Raw genomic sequence first — 23,275 nt, forward strand, 5'->3', positions numbered from 1 at the left:
AGCGGATCGTCCCGGTACGTGACGGTGACGCGCGGCCCGGACACCATCGGCCGGTCCGGCTCCGACCGCCGCGACGGACGCCGGACCGGCCGGAACGTACGGAAGCCGACCGCGCAATTTCGGCCGAGTACGGCTCCTCGCGGTGGACAGCGCCTCGGCCCGTGTGCTCAACGGGTAGTGGCCTGCGGCACCCAACTCCGAGGGGCGCAAAGGTTCGTGCGAAGAAGCCCGCACCAACTCCCGTCCGTACGACCGAAGGCCGTTCGACACCTCGCCTCCCCCGCCACCGCTCCCAGTGGTACACGAACCCGGGGGCCGGGAGCCGTCGCACCCGCCCGGACACGCGCGCCGGTCCGGCGGGGCACCGACACCGCTCCGGCGAGAGGCCGCGCCGACGCTGCGACCTGGAGCGTTGACCGTCCTCCCCACCCACCCCTCCGCTCCTTCCCCCCTCCCGACGGCGCCGGGCGGGCGTCACGGGACGGCGAGGACGGCCCGGCGACGGTTTGCGCGATGTGGGGCGATGTGCGCCTTCCGTGCCCCACGGAGACGGGACGGCTCCGTCGATGCGCCCGACGGGGCCCCGGGGAACACACCCCCGGGCTGACCTGCCCTCCTGCGCGCACCCCGGCGCCGCACGCTTCGAAGCCCGCCCCGCCCACCGGTCGCCGCCGTCCCGGCGATCACTCCGGACCGGTCCTGGAGCCGGTCGGCCGGGTGAATTGACAGTGGTCCACCAAATGAAAACGCCCCGATCCGCAGTTCGGTGAGCGGTCGGGAAGCCTCCGCTCACATGGCCGAAAAACTGCGCCGTCATTGGTTCAGGCCACGAAGGCAACCACAGGTCCGCAGTTGAAAGCGGAACAGGCGCGAAATACCCGCCACGACGAGCCAGTTGTTTTCAGCCAGGGGGCAGGATGTTGAACTTGTAAGCATTAGTGAGGTGTCCCTAACCTTATGGCCCCAATCGGTTCTCGCCCCCCACCCCGACCGAAGGAGCCACCCCCCATGTACACACGTCTGAACCGTGCGCAGCCCTATGCGATCTCCCTGTTCCGCGTCGTGATCGGTCTCTTCTTCACCTGCCATGGCATCGCCTCGCTCTTCGGGGTTCTCGGCGGAGCGATGGGAGGCGGCTCCATCCCCGTCGGCACCTGGCCCGGCTGGTACGCGGCGGTGATCCAACTCGTCGGCGGCGCCCTGGTCACACTCGGACTGGGCACCCGCGTCGCCGCCTTCATATCGTCCGGCTCCATGGCCTACGCCTACTTCAACGTCCACCAGTCGCACGCCCTGCTCCCGATCCAGAACGGCGGCGAGGCGTCGGCGACCTTCTGCTGGGCCTTCCTGCTCCTGGTCTTCACCGGCCCCGGGGCGTTCGCCCTGGACCGGCTGTTCACGCCGCGCGGCGCGGAACGGAGCGAGGAGGAGCAGCCCGAGCGGATCACGGCCGTCACGGTCTGACCCCGCCCGTCCGCACACCGTGCGGGGCCGGACCCCACGTCCGACCCCGCACGAGCCGCCGCTCCTCCCCGCCCCCTCCGATCCTCGACGCCTACGTCCCCCCGTCCGTCACAGCGCCCCGTACGAACCGAACGGCACGGTGAAGCACGCCAGCCGCGCACCCGCACCGCCCGGAGCGTCATGGATCACCACCGAACCCGCGCCACCCGGCCGGAACCCCCATCCGTGCCGGGCCCGCGCCGAGCCCTCGCCGTTGGCGTCGGTCCTGAAGTCGAGCCAGACCTCGTTCCCCGGTTCGGCCGTCGGCGAGGAGCGGTGCTGGTAGTGCGGCCCCGCGTCCTTCGGGTCCGAGCCGCAGGGCGCGGTGTGCACATGCATCCCGTACGCCCGTCCCGGCACCAGCCCGCGCAGCCGCGCCGTCACCGTCGTCCCCGTGTCCACGGAGAACTGCCCGATCTCGATCCGGGCCGCTGCCGGTACGAGCCGCATGTCGTACGTCTTCGCGGGGGACGGGACGAAGGCGCTGGGCGGTGCGAAGGTCCCCTCGGCCCGCAGCCAGTACCCCCCGCCGTCGAGACGGCCGCTGCCTACCCTGCCGTTCCCGGCGGCGCCGCCCGCGCCGCCGCTGTCGCTCCCGGGCGTGCCGCCCGGCACCGCGCTCACAGTGCCCGCTCCGCCCACCAGTAGAGCCAGAGCCGTGATCACGGCCGGCACACCTGCCCCGCCGACCCGCCGCGCCCGCGCCGCGCCGACCACGCGCCGCTCCTCTTCCCCCTCTGCCGTATCCGCTGTATCCGCAGTACAGACCGCGTCAGCCGTACACGCCGTGTCAGCCGTTTTCGCCGTACGTGGTACCCGTGCCGTCATTGGTCGCGCTCCCTGTTGGGTGTGTTTGTCCGTGGCCCCCTTCCGTTCAACGCGCGTCCCCTCCCCAGGGGTGCACGTGAGGTGCACAACATAACCCGCTCTTTGGTGATGTCCAGGCAAACCGCGGGCGTACGCTGTACAGCTGGCCCTGCCGCTCCTGCCGCTCCCCTGCGACGTCGCGGCGTCGCTACGGATCGGGGAGTAAAGGTGCTTGAGAGTGTGGGTGCGCTGACCGGCAGCCCATGGATCTACGCGGTCGTCGCCCTCTCGGTGCTTCTGGATGTCTTCCTGCCCGTCCTGCCCAGTGGTGTGCTGGTGATCACGGCCGCCACGGCCGCCGCCGGTTCCACCACCGTGGTGAGCGCCGCGGGCCAGGTGCCCCGCGAGGTCCCCTCCCTCCTCGCCCTGATCCTGTGCGCGGCCACCGCGTCGGTGCTCGGCGATCTCGTCGCGTACCGGCTCGCCTGGCGCGGGGGCGAACGCCTGGACCGGGCCATCGCCGGCTCCCGTCGGCTGACGACCGCGCAGGAACGCCTCGGTGCCGCGCTCAGCCGCGGTGGCGGCCTTCTCGTCGTCATCGCCCGGTTCGCCCCGGCGGGCCGCTCGGTGGTCTCGCTGGGCGCGGGCGCCGCACACCGCAGGGCGAAGGAGTTCCTGCCGTGGTCGGCCCTGGCGGGCGTGGCCTGGGCGGGTTACAGCGTGGGCCTCGGCTACGTCGGCGGCCAGTGGCTGGGCGCGAGCTGGCTGGGCACCGCCGTGTCGGTCCTCGCCCTGTTCGTCGCGGGCTCCGTGGCGGCGTACGTGATGCGCCGCCCCGCGGCGGCCGCGGCGGCCGCCGCCGTACCGTTGACGCCGTCGGCCCGCCCCTGACGCCGGCACCGGCCCACCCCGGTGGCTCCCCGAGCGAAGACCGGCGGATGGGGAGTCCGGATGCGGCGGCACCTGTATGGGTCGCGGAACGACCGTTCACGCCACCGGCCTGTTGTGGTAGCTGCACAGGGCCCAGATCACGAAGACGTCGATGGCGACGGAGATGATCGCCCACACCGGCTGGTACGGCAGCCACATGAAGTTGGCGACGACGCTGAGCGCGGCCAGCCCCACGCCTGTCGCGCGGGCCCACAGGGCGCCCGACAGGATGCCCCAGCCGATCAGCAGGAGAACCACACCGAGCACGAGGTGGACCCAGCCCCAGGTCGTCACGTCGAACTTGAAGACGTACTGGTCGATGCGGGCGTAGACGTCGTCGGACGCGATCCCCGCGATGCCCTTCACGATTCCGAGGACACCGTCCACCATCAGCAGGACACCGGCGAACGTGATCCCGCCGGCCGCCCAGGGACTGCCGCCGTCGCCGGCGGGGACGCGCTGGCGCGCGCCACCGGGCGTGGGGGTCGACTGTGTCATGGGAAGCTCCTTCACCGGGACGGACACGACTCGGACCGACCCTGCCCGCCCCACCTCCGAGCAGCCAGCCGGGCACACCCGTACGGGTGACGGCGCCCCGCCCTCGTACGTCCGTCCGGGCTCCGACGACGACGGTTGCGGCGACGCGCCACCCCTCGTGGGGATCGTCGGCATTCGCCCTCGCACGCGCCGTGCCTCCTGCCACACTGGGGGCGCTGCGAGCCCGCCACGGTGAAAGGGAGCCGGTACGCATGGACGGCGAACAGGAGCGGCCCTACACCAAGGACGAAGTGCTGCACGGCATCGCGCTCATCCAGGCACACCTGGCGGAGGACACGGACGCGATAACGGTCCTGCACGGCGACGAGGAGGACCCGAAGGCGGCGTTCGAGATCGCGCGGGCGATGTTCGCGCTGACGCACATCATCGTCTACGGGGCGATCGTCCCGCAGATGTGGGTCATCAAGAAGGACTTCTCGTACGGCCACACGAACAACGTCCCCGAACTCAGCCTCGCGCTCCTGATGGTGGAACGCGTGGAACACCGCCTGGAACTGGCCGACACCCACCCCGTGGTCAACGCCCTGTCGATGGGCGATGTGATGGGCCTGATCGTGCGGTGCGCGGGGACCGACATGGACGACGTACCGGAATTCCTCGACTCGGTACGCGAACGGACCCTGCGCTCCATGCCGTCATGACTTGTGGGCCGGCGGGCCCAGCCGAAAGGACGATGATCCCAACACCGTAGATTACTCCCATGGTTGAGGGCACGCCGACTGCGGCGAGATCGGGTCCACGAGGCCGACGCACCCGTGGGCGCCATGCGGCCGTGAAGCCGGGCCCGGCAAAGGGCGGACTGATGCGCTCGTCCATGCTGATGGCAGCGGGGACGGTCGTTTCCCGGGCAACCGGGCTGCTCAGGACGGTACTTCAAGCCGGAGCACTGGGTACGGGGCTCCTCGCCACGACGTACAACCAGGCCAATGTGGTGCCCGCCAGCCTGTACTTCCTGCTCATCGGCGGTGCGCTGAACTCCGTCCTCGTACCGCAGTTGGTCCGGGCAAGGATTGAACACGCCGACGGGGGCAGGGCGTTCGAGCAGCGTTTGGTCACCCTCACGATGTCCGTACTCGGAGTCGGCACACTGCTGGCCGTATGGGCGGCGCCGCAGATCATCGGCCTCTATCAGAGCGACACACCGGACAATCACGAGGCGTTCCGGCTTACGGTGGTCTTCGCCCGGTTCCTGCTTCCGCAGATATTCTTCTACGGACTGTTCAGCATTCTGGGTCAAGTGCTCAACGCGCGGAATAAGTTCGGCGCGATGATGTGGACCCCGGTCCTCAACAACGTCGTGCTGATCGGCATGTTCGGCGTGTACCTCGGCATGATGACCGTCCCGGACAGGGTGCAGGACATCACGGGCGCGCAGGTCACACTGCTGGGCGCGGGGACCACGCTCGCCCTGGCCGTCCAGGCCCTCTCGCTGGTCCCCTTCGCCCGGGCCGCCGGGTTCCGCTTCCGCCCCCGCTTCGACTGGCGCGGCACCGGTCTGGGCAAGAGCGTCGGCGCGGCCCGCTGGACGCTGCTGTTCGTCCTCAGCAACCTCGTGGCGAGCACCGTGGTGACCCGCTACGCCTCCGCCGCGGACACGGCCCTTCCGCGCGGTGGTGTGGGCTTCTCCGCCTATACGTACGCACAGACCATCTGGTCACTGCCACAGTCCGTCATCACCGTTTCGCTGGTCACCGCTCTGCTGCCGAGGATGAGCCGGGCCGTCGCCGAACACCGCCTGGACGACATGCGGGACGACCTGTCACGGGCGCTTCGGATCAGCGGCGTCGTCATCGTCCCCGCCGCCTTCTTCTTCGTGGCCCTCGGCCCGCAGCTGGCGCAGGTGGTCTTCGCCCACGGGGCGGCCGACAGAACGTCCATCGTTCCGTTGGGGCAGATGCTTCAGGCATTCGGACTCGGCCTGATCCCGTTCTCGGCGCAGTACATGCTGCTGCGCGGCTTCTACGCCTTCGAGGACACCCGGACCCCGTTCTGGATGGCGGCCTGGATCAGCGCGGCCGACATCGTCCTGGCGACCGCCTGTCATCTCCTGCTGCCACCGCGCTGGTCGGTCATCGGCCTGGCTGCGGCCTACGCCGCCTCGTACGGCCTCGGCCTGCTCGTCACCGCGCTCCTCCTGCGACGGCGCCTCGAAGGCAGACTGGACGGCAGAAGGCTGTGCCGCACCTACGGCAAGCTGACGGCCTCCGCCCTCGTGGCCGGAGCCCTCGGCTGGTACGTGGCCCGCTCCTGTTCCACCGCCACGTCGACGACCTGGTCACCCGCACTGAGCCTGGCGGCGGGGGGCTTCACGATGCTCGTCCTGTTCGTGCTGCTCGCCCGGACCCTGAGGATCACCGAACTACGGAGCCTGCCGGGGCTGGGGTGAGCCTGGAGCGCCCCGGCGGGGCGGGGCGCGGGGAGTTGTGGGGTTCATCCTGCGAGGTGTCTCGCATATGGATCAGCAGGTCAGACCGCGGTGGTCAGGGCGGTCTCCTCCGGTTCGGCGGCCTGAGGCCGGTCTTGTCCTCGCGAGGCAGAAGCAAGAGGGTGGCCAGGAGCAGCACGCCGGCGACGCCGATCGCGATGCGGGTGCCGGTGACAGCGGCCAGAATGCCCTACGGCACGGTCAGCGCGGCAATCGCGCCGGTGCCGGTCACATTCCAGGCCACCAGGACCCGGCCGACCCGCTCGGACGGCACCCGCTGAAGGCGCTCGGTCACGAACAGCGGGTTGAACACCCCCCATGCAGGTGATCAGGGCGAATTCGACGGCGATGACCAGGACCACGCCGACGGTCCCGGGCATGACCATGAACAGCCCCAGGGGCCACAGGGCCCGCAGGGTCCCGGAGATCATCGGGCAGCCAGGCGCGGGCAGATCTGAGCCCCGAAGAATCCGCCGGCGCAGGGCAGGCCGAAGGCGAGCCCGTACTGCCACGCTGCCCAGACCAGTTCGTCCAGCAGCAGGACGGCTACCAGCGTTTCGGTGGCCATGATCAGCGCGTTGACGGTCACGGTGTTCCAGAGCAGCGGGCGCAGCCGCCGATCGTCGTGGATGAAAGTCCAGCCCTTGACGAGGTCCGAAGCCCGGAACCTCTCGCCCTCGGCCCGCTCCGGCCCGCGCTCCTCCTGCCGGATCGCCCCGATCCCGAGCGCGGACACCAGGAATCCGACGGCGTTGGCGATCACGGTGACCACGGGCCCCAGCAGGCTGATCGCCGCGCCACCCAGAGTCGGGCCGACGGCTGTGGCGGTCCAGGTGATCGACTCGAAACGGCCGTTGGCGACCAGCAGGTGGTCCGGACGCAAGAGCTGCTTGAGATAGGCGCCGCCGGCGGAGGTGAGCGCGACGTTCGCGGCGGCGCCGATCACAGAGACGATCAGGAGCTGGGTGTAGGTCAGCCGCCCGGAGAAGTAGGTGACCGGGATCGTCAGCAGGGCGCCGAACCGCACCGGATCAGTGACGACCATGACCGGCTTCTTAGGACGGGCCTCGACCCACGGGCTGAGCGGGAGCGCGAGGACCGCGCCGACCGCCAGGCCGACGGCCGCCAGCGTCGAAACCGCGGCCAGGCCGACGTGAAGCACCTGGATCGGGACGAGGGGAAACGCGCCGAACCCCAGCCAGGTACCGACCATGGACGCGGCTAACGCCACCCAGCAGGCGGTTTCCAAGCGCGTGGCGAACCTGGAACGCACACTCGGGGTGGCTCTCTTCGTCCGCACCGCCCGCGGTGCCCACCTCACCCTGGACGGGCATGCGTTCTTCCCGCACGCCCACGAGGTCCTGCGCGCCGTGGAACGCGCGGCCACCTCGGTACGCCCCGGTCAACGGGCCCTGCGGGTGGACGTGCTCAACCGAAGCATCGCCCCGGCCCTGGCCCTGCAAGGCTGCACCCGACTCTCGGGGCACTACGCAGGCACCTCCTCCGGACACGCCCGACGGCACCGGCTGAACTCTGGACACCGAGCTGGGCCCGTTCGCGCTCCTGACACCGCGCCTCCCCGCCCCCGGAGGCGAGGAGGCGCGTCGTAGGACGACCTGTGGACCGCATGCCGGCAGGACACCCCGGCCGTTACCGACCAGCCAATTGATGCCCGAAGCGGATGTCGGATCACGGGTTCGGCATCCGCTCTTCAGCCGCCCTACGCGGTCGTGCCAGTACTTCCGCCGCACGCCTGTCAGCTGCATGCTTTTGCTCTATGGAGGCCCGTAGTTCCCCAGGAGTCGGCCATGGTGCGCGCCGATGGATCATGCGGTGACAGTTGGCACATATGAGGGCGAGATCATTGAGCCTGGTCCGCCTTTCGCCGGCCTCGTGCAGAGGGACCACGTGATGGCACTCGATGTACCCGCTCCCGCGGTCGCCGTAGACCTGCTCAAAGTCGAAGCCGCAGGCTTCACAAGCGAGCTGACGGCCCTGGCGCAGCACTGCATCGATCTTCTTCTTGCGCAACGCCTTGTTCCGCTCCCGGCTCCGGTGGTGGCGCAGCAGCAGCCTGCCCTCGGGTGCGCCGTAGTCGTCTTCCTCCTCGGCCTCCGGGAGCAGGTCCAGGAAATCGCCTGAGACAAGGCCATGTCGGATGCGCCGGGCCACCTCCGCCATCTCAGCCGGCCGGACAAGGAAGTCGTTCATGACTTCGACATCAAGCGCGTTGCCGTTGGTGGGCTTCCCCCGGTAGTCCGGGTGTCGGGACGTGATGTCAACCGTTTTGCGAGCTACGCCGTTGGGATTCCGGAACAGCTCGTTCCGTAGCTCTTCCGGATGGATCGGCATGGTCTGTAGCAAGGTGGACAGCTCGATCACACGTGGATCGTCGAACTCCAGCCGCTTCCAACCGTTAGTCATGGCCAGGTCACAGGCGAGAATGATCTCGTCACGAGTCCAGTCGGGGCTCCGGGACGAGCGGATTACGAACCCGAGTCGGGCAAGCCACCTGGCAGCGTGCGACCTTCCCCCGCTCAATTCGTCCGGCCTCAACACTCGGCCTTGATCAAACTGGTGGGCCACGCCAGCGATGGCCTTGGAATCGTATGTCCGTTCCTCATGTACGAGGAAGTACCCGGTTGCTGGCTTGTATCCGTACTTGGACAAGAACCCTTCGCGGCCCAACTCATCGTACTCAGCTACGGCCTTGAGGACGCCATCCCTGGTGATCGCACCTTTGCGCATGGCGGAAGCGTACGTGCGGCCACCGACAGGCTGAGCGGCGTTGTGCGTCAAGACAAGCACCCGGCCTAATCGTCGGGGGCCTCGTCGCCCTCGGCTGACAGACCTTGACTCTGTGGCCTCGCCCTCATCAAGTCGATTGGGTAACGTCGGTGACGTTGGTCAAGCCATCGTGAGCCTTGGCTGTTCGTCCGCCAGGCTCGGCTCGGATCGCTGCCGTCCGTCCCCGTCGGTATCAGGTGCTGGGGCGCTCTGCGTTGGCGCGCGCGGCTCGATGTCCAACCCGCCGACGCCCTCGGCAACGACGAAGACCTCGCCGAACAAGCCGTGGCGTGCTACGTCGCCAAGTACGCCGCCAGAGCCGCACCGGCGACCACCGTATCGGCAACAGGGAAGCCCTGATCCTCCTCGGCATCCGACCACCCCGTCGGCTGATCGAGTCACGCCTCGACCTCCACCACGCCCACCCGGACCGCGAACTCCGCGACCGGGCCAGCATGCTCGCATTCCAACGCCACCTCTCCACCAAATCGCGCCGCTACTCCACCGCCCTCGGCGCACTCCGCCACGTCCGCACCACCCAACAACGCACCGTCCTCGACCTCCCCGGCCCCGACGACCACCCGAAGTCACCACGCTCACCCTCATCCACTGGGCTTACGCCGGACACGGCCGCACCCCCCTCGAATCCTGGCTCACGTCCAACATCCACCGCGACATCCAACCCTGTTCGCGGTGAGAGGTACGAGGACGACTCCAAGGTATGCCGCAGAAAGCAAACACTTCCCCCGCCCACTCTCTGCGTCGCTCCACTCCGCTGGGAACAGCTGCGGCAGGCTGCCACACCTGAAGCCGCCGGTGAGCAGTGGGAGGACACCGGCTACGTCTTCACCATCCTCACCGGCCGGCCGATCGGACCCCGCAACCTGTACCGCTCGTTCACCCGGGTCGCGGACCGCCGGGCTCCGCGTCATCCGGCTGCACGATGCCCCGTCACGGCTGCGCAACCCTGCTGACCGCCGCCGGCGTCCCGCTCCGTGTCGTGATGGAGATCCTCGGGCACAGCCAGATCGCGGTCACGACGAACATCTGCACCCACGTCGTCCAGGACACGCAGCGCGAGGCCGTGAGTCACCTCGACCGGATGCTGAAGCGGCAGCGTCCCGACCGTGGGTGACCGCGCCCGTTGATGTCGGAAGTGGATGTCAAAGACCCCCAACCATGATCGGTTGGGGGTCTTCGTGCTGGTGGGCGCGGACGGTTTCGAACCGCCGACATCTGCTTTGTAAGAGCAGCGCTCTACCCCTGAGCTACGCACCCGTGGACGAGGCAACAGGTTACATGGCTTCCGCCCTCCGCCCATAAACAGGTCTCCGGCCGCCCCAGGCGGGGTCCGTGCGGGGCGCGCGCCGAGAAGGCGGGGGCCGGGCGGGGACGCGCCGAGAAGGCGGGGGCCGGGCGGGGGGGCGCGAGGGAGTCCCGGCGAGGCGTGCGGGCCGGGTGCGCCTGGGAGCCGTGACGGGATGCGCGGAACGCGTACGGGGGATATCCCCACCCCCAAGACGGTAGGCGTCCGCATCGTCCGGGTCCCCCGGAGTACGTACCGTGATTCCCGTACCGGCTGGACTATCTGGGGGACCGATCACCGTGGCACTGCGCACCCGCACTCTCGTCGTCTCCGGCGGGGCCGTCCTCGCCGCCCTCGTCCTGAGTGGCTGTGGCACTACGGACGTCGAGGACGCGCCGATCGAGCACAAGTCGTTCGCGTTCGACGGCAAGCACCTGACGATCGACTCCGGCAACGCGGAGGTGGAGCTCGTCCCCGCCGACGTGACGAAGATCGAGGTGAGCCGTCAGGTGGACGGCTGGGTGGCGGTCGGCAACGGGCCGGAAGGGGTCTGGAAGCTCCGGGACGACACGCTCACGCTTCAGGTGAAGTGCAGTGGAATCGTCAGTGACTGCGAGGCCCTGTACCGGGTCAAGGTGCCGCGCGCCCTGGCGGTGGACGTGAAGGCCGACAACGGCAAGGTCACCGCCACCGGCTTCACCACCGCCCTCGACCTGCGCTCCGACAACGGCACCGTTCGGGTCGTGGACTCCTCCGGCCCGCTGTCGTTGACCAGCGACAACGGGAACATCGTCGCCGAAGGCATCTCGGCCGGGTCGGTGTCGACGAAGTCCGACAACGGTTCGTCACGGCTCACGTTCACCGGCGTGCCCGACCGGGTGGAGGCCGTCAGCGACAACGGTTCGATCACCATCACCCTGCCGTCCGGCAAGGAGAGGTACGCCGTCTCGACCCGGGCCAGGAACGGAAACGTTTCGGTCGAGGTGCCGCGCAGCGACCAAAGCGCGCACACCGTGGACGTCCGGAGCGACAACGGACAGATCAAGGTGCGAAGCGCGAACTAACCGGCCCGTGTGTTCGTCCTTACCTGGTGGGACAATGAACCAGGTGGGGCGAGAGAGCACGGGAGAGGGATGTGACGGCGACACACGCGCGGCCGCGGGCAGGAGCGGGTGGCAGTGCCGCCGTCAGGGACGTCCTCACACTGGTGCTGCTGCCGGTGCCGCTGATCGCCGCCGCGCTGCCGGCCGCCTTCGCGGGCGGCGGCACACGCCGCTGGTTCGGCGGGCGCGGCGAGAACCAGCGCGCCGACGCGCAGGCCGCCAAGGACGCGGCGGCGGCCGCCTTCTACGAGCTGGACACCGCTCAGCGTGATCTGCGGATCTCCATCGAGACCATCACCGCGGTGGACAGCTCTCCGGCCGCCCTCAAGGCGGTGGACGACTTCGCCGCGCTGGGGCGGCGGATCGACGAGGCCAGTCATACGTACATCACCGCGGTCGACGCCCACGACCTCGACCGGGACGATCTCGAACCCTCGGTCGCGACCCGCGCCAGGACGGAGCTGACCGCCGCCAAGGACGAGCTGGTACGGGTCAAGGGCGAGCTGGACCGTTTCGCCCAGGGCCTCGGGCCGCTGCTGGGCAGTGCGGAGACCCAACTGGCCCGGCTCGCACCCGCCGTGGAGCGGGCACGGCAGGCGCTGCTCGGCGCGAGCAACGCGCTCGACGCGGTACGCGCCTCGGGGCTGCGGGCCGACGACCTCGCGGCACGGCTGGCGGCGCTCGCCCCGGAGCTGACCAAGCTCAACCAGGGCGCGGGGCGGCACGGCGTACCGGAGACGTTGCAGCGTGCCGACCGAGTGCTGCGGGACGCCGAGGCGGTGCGGACGGAGGCGGTACGGCTGCCGGAGCGCGCCGCCGAGATCGACCGGCGGCTGGTGTCCCTGCGGACCAGGGCCCAGGCGCTGACGACCCGCGCGGGCTCGGTCGAGCCGATGCTGAGCGAGCTTCGGCGCCGGTTCTCGGCGGCCTGCTGGCAGGACCTCCAGTCGGTGCCGGAGCAGGCGGCGGTCAATGTCCGGCAGGCCGAGGCGAAGCTGAAGGAGGCTTCGCAGGCGCGGGACGAACAGCGCTGGGCCGACGCGACCTCCCGGCTGAGCACGGTCCGGGCGCTGCTCAACACGACGGACGAGGCGGTGTCCGCGGCGGGTGACCGGCTGCACCGGCTGGACGCCGTGGCGAAGGACCCCGAGCAGGAGATCCAGCGGACCCGGTTCGCGATCCGGGACGCCCAGCGGCTCGCGATGGCCGGGCGCAACACCCCCGATCCGCGGCACGCCCGTCCGCTGGACGACGCCGTGGCGCGGCTGGACCGGGCGGTCGCCGGGCTCGACGGGCGCCATCCCGACTACTGGCACTTCCTGACCGAGACCGAGGCCGTGCGGCGGACGGCGGCGCGTGTGGTCACCGAGATCCGCGAGGAACGCGGCGCGGGCGCCTGATCCGGAGCCGGAGCCCGGAGCCCTCGGCGTGATCGGCGTGGCAGGTCGGCACGGCAGGGCCCGGAGCGTGCGGAGTGCCTGAGCTGTTCCCCAGGCAGCGCACACCGCAGATCACCCCCCATACACAACCGCACCGCCCGGAGCGCCCGGACGCTCTCGGCGTGGCAGATCAGCGCGGCAGGGCCCGGGGGCGTCCGGAGTGCCTGGGCTGTTCCCCAAGCACGCACACGACGCAGCTCACCCCCGTGCACACCACACCGCCCGGAGCGCCCGTACGCTCTCGGCGTGGCAGGTCGGCACGGCAGGGCCCGGGGGCGTCCGAAGTGCCTGAGCTGTTCCCCAGGCACCACGCACATCACACCCGTACCACCGCACCGCACAGCACCGCGCTGAGTGTCCGGACGTTCTCGGGTGGCCCGTCGGCCGCCCCGGGCGGATGCTGTGAGGAGTACGCCGACAGGTCACCCGGCCCGTCGGCTGTCCCTCGCTGATTGCTCCGGGCCGCTCCCCCGCCCGGCCTTCCGCCCCGGCGCTCCCTCTCCTGCCGGGGTGGGCCGGGAAGCGGCGGCAGTGGCCCGAGGAGGCGGCATGGCCACTCATCTGTTGCGCCCCACCGGAAAGCGCCGGGCCCCCACCAGGCTCGACGAACACCTGCCGGTCGACCACCGGCTCAGCCGCGTCTACCGCGTCGGGGCGGGGCTGACCGGCCTGGTGCTGCTCGCGTTCGGAATCCTGGGGCTGGTCGACAAGGTCGGCTTCTTCGACACGGGCGGCGACACCGTCGCGGGCCTCAACACCAACGGCACGCTCAGCGTGCTGTCCATCTGCATCGGGCTGCTGCTCTTCGCCGGAATGGTGATCGGCGGCAACCTCGCCTCGACCCTGAACATGATCCTGGGGGTCGCCTTCATCCTGAGCGGGTTCGTGAACCTCGCCCTGCTCGACACCCGCTTCAACTTCCTCGCCTTCCACCTCCAGAACGTGCTGTTCAGCTTCGTGGTCGGGGTGATGCTGATGTTCTTCGGGATGTACGGGCGGGTCAGCGGTGGGCTGCCGCACGACAACCCGTACTGGCGGGCCCGCCACCCCGAGGAGGTCGAGCGGGAGCGCCGCCGCAGGCGGCCGAAGCCACCGATGCCGGTCGCCCGCCCGTAGCAGCCGATAGCCTGGCGCCATGCCTCGTTACGAGTACCGCTGCCGCTCCTGCGGAGACACCTTCGAACTCAGCCGTCCGATGGCGGAGTCCGCCGCTCCCGCCACCTGCCCCGCCGGGCACGCGGACACCGTGAAACTGCTCTCCACCGTGGCCGTGGGCGGTTCCGCCACGTCCGCCCCCGCACCGTCGGGCGGCGGGGGCGGCGGTGGTGGCTGCTGCGGTGGTGGCTGCTGCGGCTGAACCCGCCGCCACGGCCCGCACCTACGCCGGGCGGGGGACGGCCGTCAGCGCTTGCGGGAAAGCGTCAGGCCGTCCGAGATCGTCAGCAGGACGCTGTCCATGCGCGGGTCGGCGGCCACGTGGTCGTTGAACTCCCTGATCGCCGCCGCGCCCCCGGTCGCCGCCGGGTCGGTCACCCGGCCGTGGAAGAGGACGTTGTCCGTGACGATCAGGCCGCCCGGCCGCATCCGGGGGACCAACTCCTCCCAGTACGGGATGTAGTTGCCCTTGTCCGCGTCCAGGTAGACGAAGTCGATGTGCGGATCGGCCGGCATCGCCCGCAGGGTGTCGAGTGCCGGGGCGATCCGCAGCTCGATCCGGTCCCCGACCCCCGCCTTCTCCCAGGCCCGCCGACCGTGATCGGTCCACTCCTCGGAGACGTCACAGGCGATCAGCCGTCCGTCGGGCGGCAGTGCCTGGGCCATCGCGAGGGCGGAGAAGCCCGTGAACGTCCCGACCTCCACGATGTGCCGCGCTCCCGTCAGTCGTACCAGGAAGGCGAGCAACGGCCCCTGTTCCTCGGCCGACTGCATCCCGGCGTGATCCGGGAACCACGCGTACGTCGTCTCCACGAGTTCCCGCTGCACCGCGTCGAGCGGCGGGTTGTGCGCCAGCGCGTACGCGTACAACTCGTCCGTGATCTTGGTTTCGTTCCCTCTGGTCACCGCGTACCACTCCCTCCGGGGCACGACCGCCCCGCCCTGTGTCCACCCGTTACGTCCCGGCGTCCCGGCGTCCCCAGTGCTACCACGTGGCGCCCGACGGCTCACCGCACTACGACGGAGTGGCCACCCGGACGAGACGTCGCAGGATCTCCTCCCCCGCCGCGACGCCCTGTTCGGTCAGTACGTCGACGTGCGGGGCGGTCCAGCCGCCGTCCGCCAGTTCGCCGTGGCCGGGGCGCCAGGCGCGGTCGGCGGCGAGCAGCAGATCGGCATCGAGCAACGAGTCGCCCGCCGCGAGGGTGAGGGTGGCGCCGGTGCGGCGGGCGACCTCGCGCATCGCGGCGCTCTTGGTGAGCGGCTTGGGGACCGCGTAGATCTTCCGGCCCTGGAGGGACACGGTCCAGCCGCGCGGATCGGCCCAGACGGACAGTTCCTTGACCCAGTTCTCGGGCAGCAGCGAGCGTTCGACGACGAGGTAGGCGAACAGGTCCTCGGCGATCCGCTCCTTGAGCAGCCAGGCGGGGTCGGCCGAGGCGGTGAGGTGGTTCCTGATCTCGGTGAGCGGGGCGCATTCGTCGGCGAGCCGGGCGGCCACCCGCGCCCGCCAGCCGGGGTCGGACTCCCCGTCGACGAGGAGGTGTCCCCCGTTGGCGCAGATCGCGTACCGGGGCGGCGGGCCGGGGAGGTGGATGCGGTGGTACTGCTCGCGGGTGCGGGTGGTGGTCGGGACGAAGACCGTGGTGCGGGCGAGGGTGTCGAGCAGTCCGGCGGCCGTCTCGGTCAGGTACGACAGCGGCCGGTGTTCGTACACCTCGACGCAGAGCAGCCGGGGGGCGTCGGCGTCCGGCATCCGGAGCCCGAGGGCGGGTGCCGAGTAGATGAGGGTGCGGTCGAGGTCACTGGCGACCAGCGTGGTGGGTGCGGTCACTTCGCGGCCACCGCCCTGCCGTCGGCGCCGGTCGCGCCCCTGGTGTAGTGCGGGTGGATCAGGCCGACGCAGGTGTAGGGCAGCCCGTCGACCTCTTCGAGGGGGACGCCGCGTTCCCCGGCGAGCATCCGGATGTGGTCGAGGTCGGCGCCCGCGCCGCGCTGGGCGAGGATCTTCCACGGGACGCGGCGCAGCAGTACGCGGGTGGTCTCGCCGACGCCCGGCTTGACGAGGTTCACGTCGTGGATGCCGTACTCCTCGCTGATCCGCTCGACGGCGGCCCAGCCCTCCCAGGTGGGGGCCCGGTCGGCGGACAGCAGTTCCTTGACGTCGGTGTCCACGGTGTCCGCCACCTCGTCGAAGCGGGCGGCGACGGTGTCCAGGAAGTGGCCGGAGACGTCGGACCCGGCGAGGTCCCGGTAGAACTTCGCGCCGTGGAAGTCGTCCGGTCCGACCAGGTCGGAGCGCAGGACGGTACGGGAGATCAGTCCGGAGACGGTGGAGTTGAGGCAGGCGGACGGGATCAGGAAGTCCTCGCGGGTGCCGTAGGTCCGGACACAGCCGCCCGGGTCGGCGAGGACCGCGATCTCCGGGTCGAATACCGGGAACTCGGCCAGCGCGGCGGCCAGTTCACGGGTGATCGCGCCCTTGCCGGTCCAGCCGTCGACGAAGACGACGTCCGCCGGGTCGTGGTGCGCGGCGAGCCAGCGCAGGGCGTTGGCGTCGATGCCCCGGCCGCGCACGATGGACACGGCGTAGTGCGGCAGGTCCAGGCCGTGCCGGTGCCGGGCCCAGCGGCGCATCAGTACGCCGACGGGGGTGCCCGCCCTGGCGAGGGAGACGAGGACGGGGCGGGGAGAGCGTTCGGCGAGCACCGTCTCGGTGACGGTACCGACGGCGCGGGCGACCCGTGCGGCGGAGGTGTCGAGGGCGGCCTTGAACAGTGCCTGGTAGCGGGGGGTCGGCTGGTACTCGACGGGCAGCGATTCGGCGTAGTGCGCGCCACCACCCTGTATCGCCTCCTCGCGCTCCTCGGTGGGCGCCTCCAGTTCGGTGTCCGAGAGGTCCTGGAGCAGCCAGCCGACGTCCTGCGGCGCGTACGAGGAGAAGGCGGGGCCGCGAAGGGGCTCGGGCAGCACGGGGGGTTCCTGCCGTTCGGGAAGGTGTTCGGGAAGGCGTTCGGAGACGTTCTCGGCGGGGGAAGCGGCGGAGCGAGGGGTGGAGGGCGCGGCGGGGCGCGGCACGTAGGAGGGGACGACCGCGAGCAGCACCCGGTCCGTGTGCGCGGCGAGCTGGGCCAACAGCCCGTCGGGAGCGTGGAGTTCGTGGGTGTCGGCAGTGGAGTCGACGACGGCCACGACGGCGTCGAAGCCCGCGCCGGCGACGTTGTAGGCGTAGCGGTCGCCCGGGCCGTCGGCGGGATCGTCGTGGGCCGGGAAGACCAGGCGGCTGCGGATCGCGTAGCCGGGGTCGTCGACGGCGAGGACGGGTGACCTGGTGGTGGTGGAGTACCGCACCTCGGCGTCGGTACGGGCCTCCAGAGCCGTACCGAGCCGCAGCGGCGCGTACATCAGCTCCTCGGAGCCGAGGACGAGCACCCGCCGGGCGTCGCCCAGGGCGTCCGCGACGCGCGCGGCCATGTCCGGGAGGGCGTCCTCCAGGGCGGCGCGGTGGGCGGGGGTGAAGCCGTGGCGGCCTCCGTCGGGCGTTCCGGCGGGCCAGGCCAGCTCCACCCGTACCGCCGACGCGGCGACTCCGGCACGGGAGGGGACCGGGCCGTATGCGGTACGGGAGGTGGCCCCGTCCTCCCCGGGGCGGGACGGACGGGAGTGACGGGAGGGGGACGCGCCATCGGCGGTACGTGAGGGGAACGCGCCATTTCCGGTGCGGGAGGGGGACGCGTCGGCGGTGTGCGTGGGACCGGACGTCCGCGCCTCCTCGGCGGCGACCAGGGCCTGGCCCTTCGCCAGCACCCCGTCCGGCAGGACGACCGTGCCGGAGACGCGCGCCACCAGGTCGACGCGGGCGCCGATCTCCTCGGCGAACCCGGCCAGCCGCTCCCGGTCGGCCGGTGAACGCAGGTCCGCGAGCGCGACGACGACGTACCGCTCGCGGGGGCACAGCTCGTGCAGCGCGCGGATGGTGTTGAGCACCGTGTTGCCGGTGGAGAACTCGTCGTCGACGAGGACGAGCGGCGCGGCGTAGGGGGACGCACCGGAGGCGGCCGGGGGCACGGACGGAACCAGGCCGGCCGGGGACACGGACCGTACCGAAGCGGCCGGGGACACGGACCGAACCAGGCCGGTCGGGGACACGGACCGAACCGAAGCGGTCCCCGAACCATTCGCCCCGGACACCGGGTCCTCGCCCCCCGGCCCGGTCCGGCCGGTCCCGGCCGTCAGCAGCGTGGGGTCCTCCGGCAGCAGCAGATGCGAGGTCGCGTGCGAGTGGGACTCCTCGAAGCCGCCCGCCCGTGCCACGCCCGGGACCGGGCGGCGCGTCGAGTGGAGGTACGGGGCCGTGCCGAGTCCGTCCGCCACGGCGTGCCCGAGGCCGGTGGCCGTCTCCGCGTATCCGAGGACCACCGCCCTGTCGGCCTCTTCGTCGCCCAGGAGTCCGCGCACCCGGTGGCCCAGGGCCAGCCCGGTCCCGTAGACCACGGAGGGCAGCTGCGGCACATGCTTGCCCAGCACGTTCGACACCAGCAGGTGCGCCCGCCTGGGGTTGCGGCGCAGGGCGAGGCCCAGCAGTTCCCGGAGCTCTCCCTCCCGGCCGCCGTCACCGTCACCGTCACCGACGAGCCGCACCCCGAGCCGTTCAGCGACCCAGTCACCCGACCACACCACGTTCTCCGCCGTCTCTTTCCTCGCCGCGCGCTCGCTCGTCGACACGCGCTACTTCACCAGGCCCGCGGCCAGCAGCTCCACGAAGCCGACGTTCTCCCTGGCCACGCCGAACACCTCGGCCCGCCGCAGCGTGCGCTCGGCCCAGGCCCGGTGGGGCTTCACCTCGTTCATCTTGTTCGTGTAGGCCGACCGCAGCACACCGCCGCCGCCCCGCTCCGGCCGCAGGATGTCCTGCGCGTCACTGAACTCCTCATGACTGACCACGGACAGCGCGTGCACCGGCTGGACGTGGGAGGGGTGGATGCAGGTCTTGCCGAGCAGTCCGTTGGCCCGGTCCAGCTCGATCTCCCGGAGCAGCCCGTCCAGGTCGTGTTCGATGAGCGCGGTGCGCAGCTCCTCGGCCCGGCCCATGAAGGGGCTGCGGCGCAGCTGCGGTTTGAACATCCGCTCCTGGAGCCGGAAGTACTCCCAGACCGGGCCGGTGATCGTGAAGCCGGTGCCGTCCGCCCTGCCCAGCACGTTGACGACGTCGCCGATCACCGCGCCGACGACCTGGACGTCGTACGCCGTCATGTCCGGGGACCGGCGCAGCCCGTACGCCGAGCAGAAGTCGGTGACGCCGAGGCGCAGCGCGAGGACGTGTTCGCGGTACTTGTCGACGGTGCGGGCGATGCCCCGGAGCGTCTCGGTCCGGCTCTCCAGGTGCAGCAGCTCCGGCGATTCGAGGACCGGCATCGCGAACAGTCTGCGCCCGCCGGCCGTCTCCGCCGTGGTGAGCGCCTCCAGGAACGGCACCCCGCTGTCCTCGGTGAATTTCGGCAGTACGAATCCGGACAGCAGCCGGGCGGAGTCGCCCAGCCTGCGCACGAGGTCCGGTATCTGCTCCGGCGTGCGGACCCGGATGAAGAGCAGGGGGAGCCGGGCGTCGCGCGCGTGGAGGTCGGCGAACTGGGCGACCAGGTTCTCCTCGGCGCCCGCAACCTCGCAGTCGTCTATCGAATCCTCCAGGCAGAGGACCATGGAGACCACGCCACGCCCGGTCTGCTTGACGATGTCGTCCGCGAGCGCATGCCGGGTGGCGGGGCTGTAGAGGGTGGCTCCGAGGGCGGCCGAGAGCGTCGTGGCGGGTGACCGCGCGCTGAATTCGCAGGGCTCCTGGAAGAACAGCGCCTCCCGGACAGCAGGCGCGATGTGGCCGAAATGACGCATGTGTATCCCCCGTACCGCCTGAGAGGTCGAACAACGTATGGCCGGTAATAGTACGTACGGTCGGGTGTCAATGGTTCCGGTGCTCGGTGAATTCCGGGTGTCCCGTCCGATTTCCGACCCCTCTGTCCCGTATCCCCGTACGAATCGGTGGCCGCCCCCGCGTTGTCCGCGCGGGCGGCCAGCAGGCAGGATGACCGGCATGACGCACGCGATGCTGAAGGGCTCGAACGTCCCGCTCGACGCCATGGCCGTACGGGCCGTGCTGCGCTGGACCCCGGGCGCCGGGGTGCCGGATGTGGACGCCTCCGCCCTGCTGCTCGGCCCCGGCGGCCGTGTGCGCTCCGACGAGGACTTCGTCTTCTACAACCAGCCGCGCCATCCGTCCGGCCTGGTGCGGCGGCTGCCGAAGCGCAGCGTGCCGGAAGGGCTGACGGACACCATCGAGGCGGACCTGGGCAGGCTCGATCCGTCGGTCGAGCAGGTGGTCGTCGCCGCGTCCTCCGACGGGGCGGCGTTCGAGCAGGTACGCGATCTGCGGATCATGCTGTACGACGCCGCGGTGGCCGGTGGCGAGCCGCTGGCCGTGTTCGACGTGCGGGCGGAGACCGGCGAGGAGACCGCGATCATCTGCGGTGAGCTGTACCGGCGCGGGGACGGCTGGAAGTTCCGGGCGGTCGGACAGGGCTATCCGACCGGTCTGATCGGTCTCGCCACCGCCTTCGGCATCTCGGTGGACGACTCGGAGGCCGCGGAGGAGCCGGATCTCGCACCGGTGACGCCGGAGACCGCTCCGGACGCGGCCCCGCCGGAGACGGCTGCCGAACCGCCTCCGGCGCCGCCCGTACCCGCGTTCCCCGCGCCCTCGGCCGAGCCCGCGTTCCCCGTGCCCTCGCCCGGACCCGACGCTCAGCCCACGGTGCTGCATCAGCAGCCCGCGTACGGCCATCCACAGCCGGCCGTGCCGCCGCCCGTCCACGCGCCGCGGCCCGCCTACGGGTATCCGCAGCCCGCGCCCACCGGACCGGCGTACGGCTATCCGCAGCCCGCGGCGGCCGCGGCGCCCGCGCCCGACCCGCATTTCGTACTGCCGCCGCAGGGACCGCAGTTCATCCGGACGTGAGGCCGGACCCGAGGGACCGCGCCTGAGGGACCGCGCCTGAGGGACCGGGCCCGGCGGTCCGCGGCCGAGAGGAGTCCGGTCCGGCGGAGTCCGGCCTGAAGTGGCCGGACCCGGGGGAGAGTTCGGACCCGCGGCGCTCAGGCCCGGGTCTTGTAGCCGCGCCCCCACTGCATTCCGTAACCGTAGAGACGGTCCAGCTCCGACTGGAAGCCGTACACGAACTTCACCTCGCGCCGCACGATCAGTTCGTCCTTGACGTTGTCCACCGTGAAGACGGCACAGGAACGCGCCTGCGGGGCCCGCTCGTCGAGTTCGATCTCGATCCGCGGCCCGTTGCCGGGGTACAGCGTCACCTTGGCGTGGGTGCGGTCGAAGGCCGGGGTCTGGTCGTAGATGTAGACGAAGCACAGCAGGCGCTTGATCTGGTCGCGGTGGTCGAGGTTGATGTACAGGGTCTCCCCCGACGGCGCCCCGAACCGGTCGTCACCGCTGAGCCTTATGTACGGGGGCGCGTTCATGTCCCCCAGCAGATTGCCCAGCGGCTGCACCACGCCCCTGGTGCCGTCCGCCAGTTCGTACATGCAGCCGAGGTCCAGGTCGACGTTGACGACGCCCTGGGTGTGGGCCTGGACGACCTCCGGTTTGAAGAGGCTGAGCGGGTGCCGCAGACTGCCGCTGGTCCGGGACCGGCCCTCCATGTCGGAACTGCGCATCCGCCACGAGAGGTTGACGCGCAGATGCCCGGTCAGCGCGCCCTGTTTGGTCAACGACACCGTCGAGTGGCGTTTGGAGAGCACGATGGAGTTCGTCGCCGCGTTGCCCGACTCGAACTGAGATTCGCGCCCCGGCCACAGGTTGTCCCAGAAAGCCATCCCAACCCCCACATGCGTTGTCGTGTCCGGTCCCGCGCCCGCCCCGCCCGCCGCACCCGTCGCGTTCGACGCGCACACCGCGCGGGGCGGCCACCGGGCCGGGGTCCGGGGTGTTCCCCGGGAGCCGTCGCCGTGTGACCGCCCCCGCAGAGAGCGTTCCTCATTCCCTACCGGGTCACACCCCGGACGGGACTTCCGACCGGGATTCGGAGCCGTCTCCCCCGCCCCCGGCCTCCAGCTTCTTGTTGCGCCGGACCGACGACCAGAAGGACCAGGCGATCAGGACCACCCCGACCAGGCCGGTGATGATCTCGTTGATCTGGAACTGGATGGTGACGAGCAGGATCACGGCCAGCGCGCCGATGGCGTAGTGCGCGCCGTGCTCCAGGTAGACGTAGTCGTCGAGCGTGCCCTGGCGGACCAGGTAGACCGTGAGCGAACGGACGTACATGGCGCCGATACCGAGGCCGAGTGCCATCAGCACGATCTCGTTGGTGATGGCGAAGGCGCCGATGACCCCGTCGAACGAGAAGGACGCGTCGAGGACTTCGAGGTAGAGGAACATGAAGAACGCGGCCTTGCCGGAGAGCAGGATCGCCGAGACGTTCTTGCCGGACTTCTTGGCCGTCTCCTCGGCCTCGTGCTCGCGTTCCTCCTCTTCCTCCAGCTTGCTCTCGAAGTGTCCGGAGAGCCCGCCGACGATGAGGTACGTGATGAGACCGGCGATACCGGAGAGCAGGACGGTCTCCGCCTTGTCGGCGTGCCCCCCGCCGTGCTGGTGCGCCTGCGTGGCGAAGGTCATGGCGGAGATCAGCAGGACGATCAGCGCGACACAGACCGAGAGCATGTCGATCTTGCCGAGCTTGGAGAGCGGACGCTCGATCCAGCGCAGCCACTGGATGTCCCGGTCCTCGAAGATGAAGTCCAGGAAGATCATCAACAGGAACATCCCGCCGAAGGAGGCGATCGCGGGGTGGGCGTCCGTGACGAGTTCCTTGTAGCGGTCCGCGTCGTTGAAGGACAGGTCGACCGCTTCGATGGGTCCGATCTTGGCGCTGATGGCCACGATCACGACGGGGAAGATCAGCCGCATGCCGAAGACCGCGATGAGCACGCCGATGGTGAGGAAGATCTTCTGCCAGAAGGCATTCATCTTCTTCAAAATCCCGGCGTTGACCACCGCGTTGTCGAAGGACAGCGAGATCTCCAGGACGGTGAGGATCGCGACGATGCCGAGAGCCTGCCACCCCCCGTAGATCAATGCTGCGACCAGGCCGAGCGCGGTAATCGCGAACGACCAGCCGAAGGTTTTCAGAAGCACTGGCTACCCCATCGTGTATGTAACGGGTCTCCCCCGAGTGAGTACGGGGCTCCCCCGCGC

At 70.5% G+C, this 23,275-nt stretch carries 19 protein-coding genes, 1 tRNA gene and 3 pseudogenes; 12 read left to right on the top strand and 11 right to left on the bottom strand.

Features of this window, described 5'->3' with window-relative positions:
- Positions 1 to 1,008 precede the first annotated feature (1,008 nt).
- On the top strand, positions 1,009 to 1,464 hold the full coding sequence (locus tag PZB75_RS07110; RefSeq protein ID WP_275534440.1) for a DoxX family protein: 456 nt from the start codon (positions 1,009 to 1,011) through the stop codon (positions 1,462 to 1,464).
- Between the two features lie 108 nt (positions 1,465 to 1,572).
- Here PZB75_RS07110 and PZB75_RS07115 read toward each other — a convergent pair whose 3' ends face one another.
- Positions 1,573 to 2,220 (bottom strand): superoxide dismutase family protein, encoded by a 648-nt coding sequence (locus PZB75_RS07115; protein WP_275534441.1) that lies wholly within the window; start codon positions 2,218 to 2,220, stop codon positions 1,573 to 1,575.
- Between the two features lie 318 nt (positions 2,221 to 2,538).
- Between PZB75_RS07115 and PZB75_RS07120 the strand changes: the two genes are divergently transcribed.
- Positions 2,539 to 3,201 (top strand): VTT domain-containing protein, encoded by a 663-nt coding sequence (locus PZB75_RS07120; protein WP_275534442.1) that lies wholly within the window; start codon positions 2,539 to 2,541, stop codon positions 3,199 to 3,201.
- Positions 3,202 to 3,297: 96 nt separating this feature from the next.
- Here the strand turns inward: PZB75_RS07120 and PZB75_RS07125 are convergent, their stop codons facing one another.
- Positions 3,298 to 3,738, bottom strand: coding sequence for a hypothetical protein (locus tag PZB75_RS07125; protein WP_275534443.1), 441 nt, complete (start codon positions 3,736 to 3,738; stop codon positions 3,298 to 3,300).
- A gap of 251 nt (positions 3,739 to 3,989) precedes the next feature.
- On the opposite strand from PZB75_RS07125, the gene PZB75_RS07130 reads away from it, so the two are divergent.
- Both PZB75_RS07130 and murJ read left to right on the top strand, forming a co-directional pair.
- The gene (locus tag PZB75_RS07130; RefSeq protein ID WP_275534444.1) at positions 3,990 to 4,439 is read left to right on the top strand and encodes a DUF6224 family protein; all 450 of its coding nucleotides are present in this window, start codon (positions 3,990 to 3,992) and stop codon (positions 4,437 to 4,439) included.
- Positions 4,440 to 4,498: 59 nt separating this feature from the next.
- Entirely contained in the window at positions 4,499 to 6,184 is a 1,686-nt protein-coding gene (gene murJ / locus PZB75_RS07135; protein WP_275534445.1) for a murein biosynthesis integral membrane protein MurJ, read from the top strand.
- Between the two features lie 466 nt (positions 6,185 to 6,650).
- On the opposite strand, the gene PZB75_RS07140 is transcribed toward murJ, so the two are convergent.
- Positions 6,651 to 7,436: an MFS transporter gene (locus PZB75_RS07140; protein ID WP_275534446.1), complete on the bottom strand. Its 786-nt coding sequence runs from the start codon at positions 7,434 to 7,436 to the stop codon at positions 6,651 to 6,653.
- Here PZB75_RS07140 and PZB75_RS07145 point away from each other — a divergent pair.
- Positions 7,435 to 7,686: pseudogene (locus PZB75_RS07145) on the top strand (LysR family transcriptional regulator); the annotation flags it as partial. The gene PZB75_RS07140 and the pseudogene PZB75_RS07145 sit on opposite strands and share 2 nt — an antisense overlap.
- 226 nt (positions 7,687 to 7,912) lie before the next feature.
- On the opposite strand, the gene PZB75_RS07150 reads toward PZB75_RS07145, so the two are convergent.
- Positions 7,913 to 8,971: an HNH endonuclease gene (locus PZB75_RS07150; RefSeq protein WP_275534447.1), complete on the bottom strand. Its 1,059-nt coding sequence runs from the start codon at positions 8,969 to 8,971 to the stop codon at positions 7,913 to 7,915.
- 249 nt (positions 8,972 to 9,220) lie between these two features.
- Between PZB75_RS07150 and PZB75_RS07155 the strand changes: the two are divergent.
- Together PZB75_RS07155 and PZB75_RS07160 are read left to right on the top strand one after the other, a co-directional pair.
- Positions 9,221 to 9,707, top strand: a pseudogene (locus tag PZB75_RS07155) (replication initiator); the annotation flags it as partial.
- Positions 9,700 to 10,145 (top strand): annotated as a pseudogene (locus tag PZB75_RS07160) (tyrosine-type recombinase/integrase); the annotation flags it as partial. The pseudogenes PZB75_RS07155 and PZB75_RS07160, both read left to right, overlap by 8 nt.
- A gap of 68 nt (positions 10,146 to 10,213) precedes the next feature.
- Here the strand turns inward: PZB75_RS07160 and PZB75_RS07165 are convergent.
- A tRNA-Val gene (locus PZB75_RS07165) sits at positions 10,214 to 10,288 on the bottom strand.
- A gap of 327 nt (positions 10,289 to 10,615) precedes the next feature.
- On the opposite strand from PZB75_RS07165, the gene PZB75_RS07170 reads away from it, so the two are divergent.
- The 4 genes from PZB75_RS07170 to PZB75_RS07185 all read left to right on the top strand — a co-directional run bounded on the left by PZB75_RS07170 (position 10,616) and on the right by PZB75_RS07185 (position 14,215).
- Positions 10,616 to 11,380: a DUF4097 family beta strand repeat-containing protein gene (locus PZB75_RS07170; RefSeq protein WP_275534448.1), complete on the top strand. Its 765-nt coding sequence runs from the start codon at positions 10,616 to 10,618 to the stop codon at positions 11,378 to 11,380.
- Between the two features lie 71 nt (positions 11,381 to 11,451).
- Positions 11,452 to 12,819 carry a hypothetical protein gene (locus PZB75_RS07175; protein WP_275534449.1) on the top strand — a complete coding sequence of 456 codons (1,368 nt, stop codon included), beginning with the start codon at positions 11,452 to 11,454 and terminating at the stop codon, positions 12,817 to 12,819.
- Between the two features lie 588 nt (positions 12,820 to 13,407).
- Positions 13,408 to 13,974: a DUF4383 domain-containing protein gene (locus tag PZB75_RS07180; RefSeq protein ID WP_275534450.1), complete on the top strand. Its 567-nt coding sequence runs from the start codon at positions 13,408 to 13,410 to the stop codon at positions 13,972 to 13,974.
- Positions 13,975 to 13,993: 19 nt separating this feature from the next.
- Entirely contained in the window at positions 13,994 to 14,215 is a 222-nt protein-coding gene (locus PZB75_RS07185; protein ID WP_275534451.1) for a zinc ribbon domain-containing protein, read from the top strand.
- Positions 14,216 to 14,259: 44 nt separating this feature from the next.
- Here PZB75_RS07185 and PZB75_RS07190 read toward each other — a convergent pair whose 3' ends face one another.
- The 4 genes from PZB75_RS07190 to PZB75_RS07205 all read right to left on the bottom strand — a co-directional run bounded on the left by PZB75_RS07190 (position 14,260) and on the right by PZB75_RS07205 (position 19,902).
- Positions 14,260 to 14,919 (bottom strand): O-methyltransferase, encoded by a 660-nt coding sequence (locus PZB75_RS07190; RefSeq protein WP_275534452.1) that lies wholly within the window; start codon positions 14,917 to 14,919, stop codon positions 14,260 to 14,262.
- Between the two features lie 109 nt (positions 14,920 to 15,028).
- Positions 15,029 to 15,847, bottom strand: a complete 819-nt coding sequence (locus PZB75_RS07195) for an HAD family hydrolase (protein ID WP_275534453.1) — start codon at positions 15,845 to 15,847, stop codon at positions 15,029 to 15,031.
- Positions 15,844 to 18,738, bottom strand: a complete 2,895-nt coding sequence (locus PZB75_RS07200) for a phosphoribosyltransferase (protein ID WP_275534454.1) — start codon at positions 18,736 to 18,738, stop codon at positions 15,844 to 15,846. Before PZB75_RS07200 ends, PZB75_RS07195 begins: the two co-directional genes overlap by 4 nt.
- 3 nt (positions 18,739 to 18,741) lie before the next feature.
- On the bottom strand, positions 18,742 to 19,902 hold the full coding sequence (locus tag PZB75_RS07205; protein ID WP_275534455.1) for an HpcH/HpaI aldolase/citrate lyase family protein: 1,161 nt from the start codon (positions 19,900 to 19,902) through the stop codon (positions 18,742 to 18,744).
- A gap of 199 nt (positions 19,903 to 20,101) precedes the next feature.
- Between PZB75_RS07205 and PZB75_RS07210 the strand changes: the two genes are divergently transcribed.
- The gene (locus PZB75_RS07210; RefSeq protein WP_275534456.1) at positions 20,102 to 21,022 is read left to right on the top strand and encodes a TerD family protein; all 921 of its coding nucleotides are present in this window, start codon (positions 20,102 to 20,104) and stop codon (positions 21,020 to 21,022) included.
- Between the two features lie 137 nt (positions 21,023 to 21,159).
- Here PZB75_RS07210 and PZB75_RS07215 read toward each other — a convergent pair whose 3' ends face one another.
- The gene (locus tag PZB75_RS07215) at positions 21,160 to 21,894 is read right to left on the bottom strand and encodes a Tellurium resistance (protein WP_275534457.1); all 735 of its coding nucleotides are present in this window, start codon (positions 21,892 to 21,894) and stop codon (positions 21,160 to 21,162) included.
- 175 nt (positions 21,895 to 22,069) lie between these two features.
- Positions 22,070 to 23,215, bottom strand: coding sequence for a DUF475 domain-containing protein (locus PZB75_RS07220; protein ID WP_275534458.1), 1,146 nt, complete (start codon positions 23,213 to 23,215; stop codon positions 22,070 to 22,072).
- Between the last annotated feature and the right edge of the window lie 60 nt (positions 23,216 to 23,275).

Source organism: Streptomyces sp. AM 4-1-1 (genome assembly GCF_029167625.1).
Classification (GTDB): domain Bacteria; phylum Actinomycetota; class Actinomycetes; order Streptomycetales; family Streptomycetaceae; genus Streptomyces.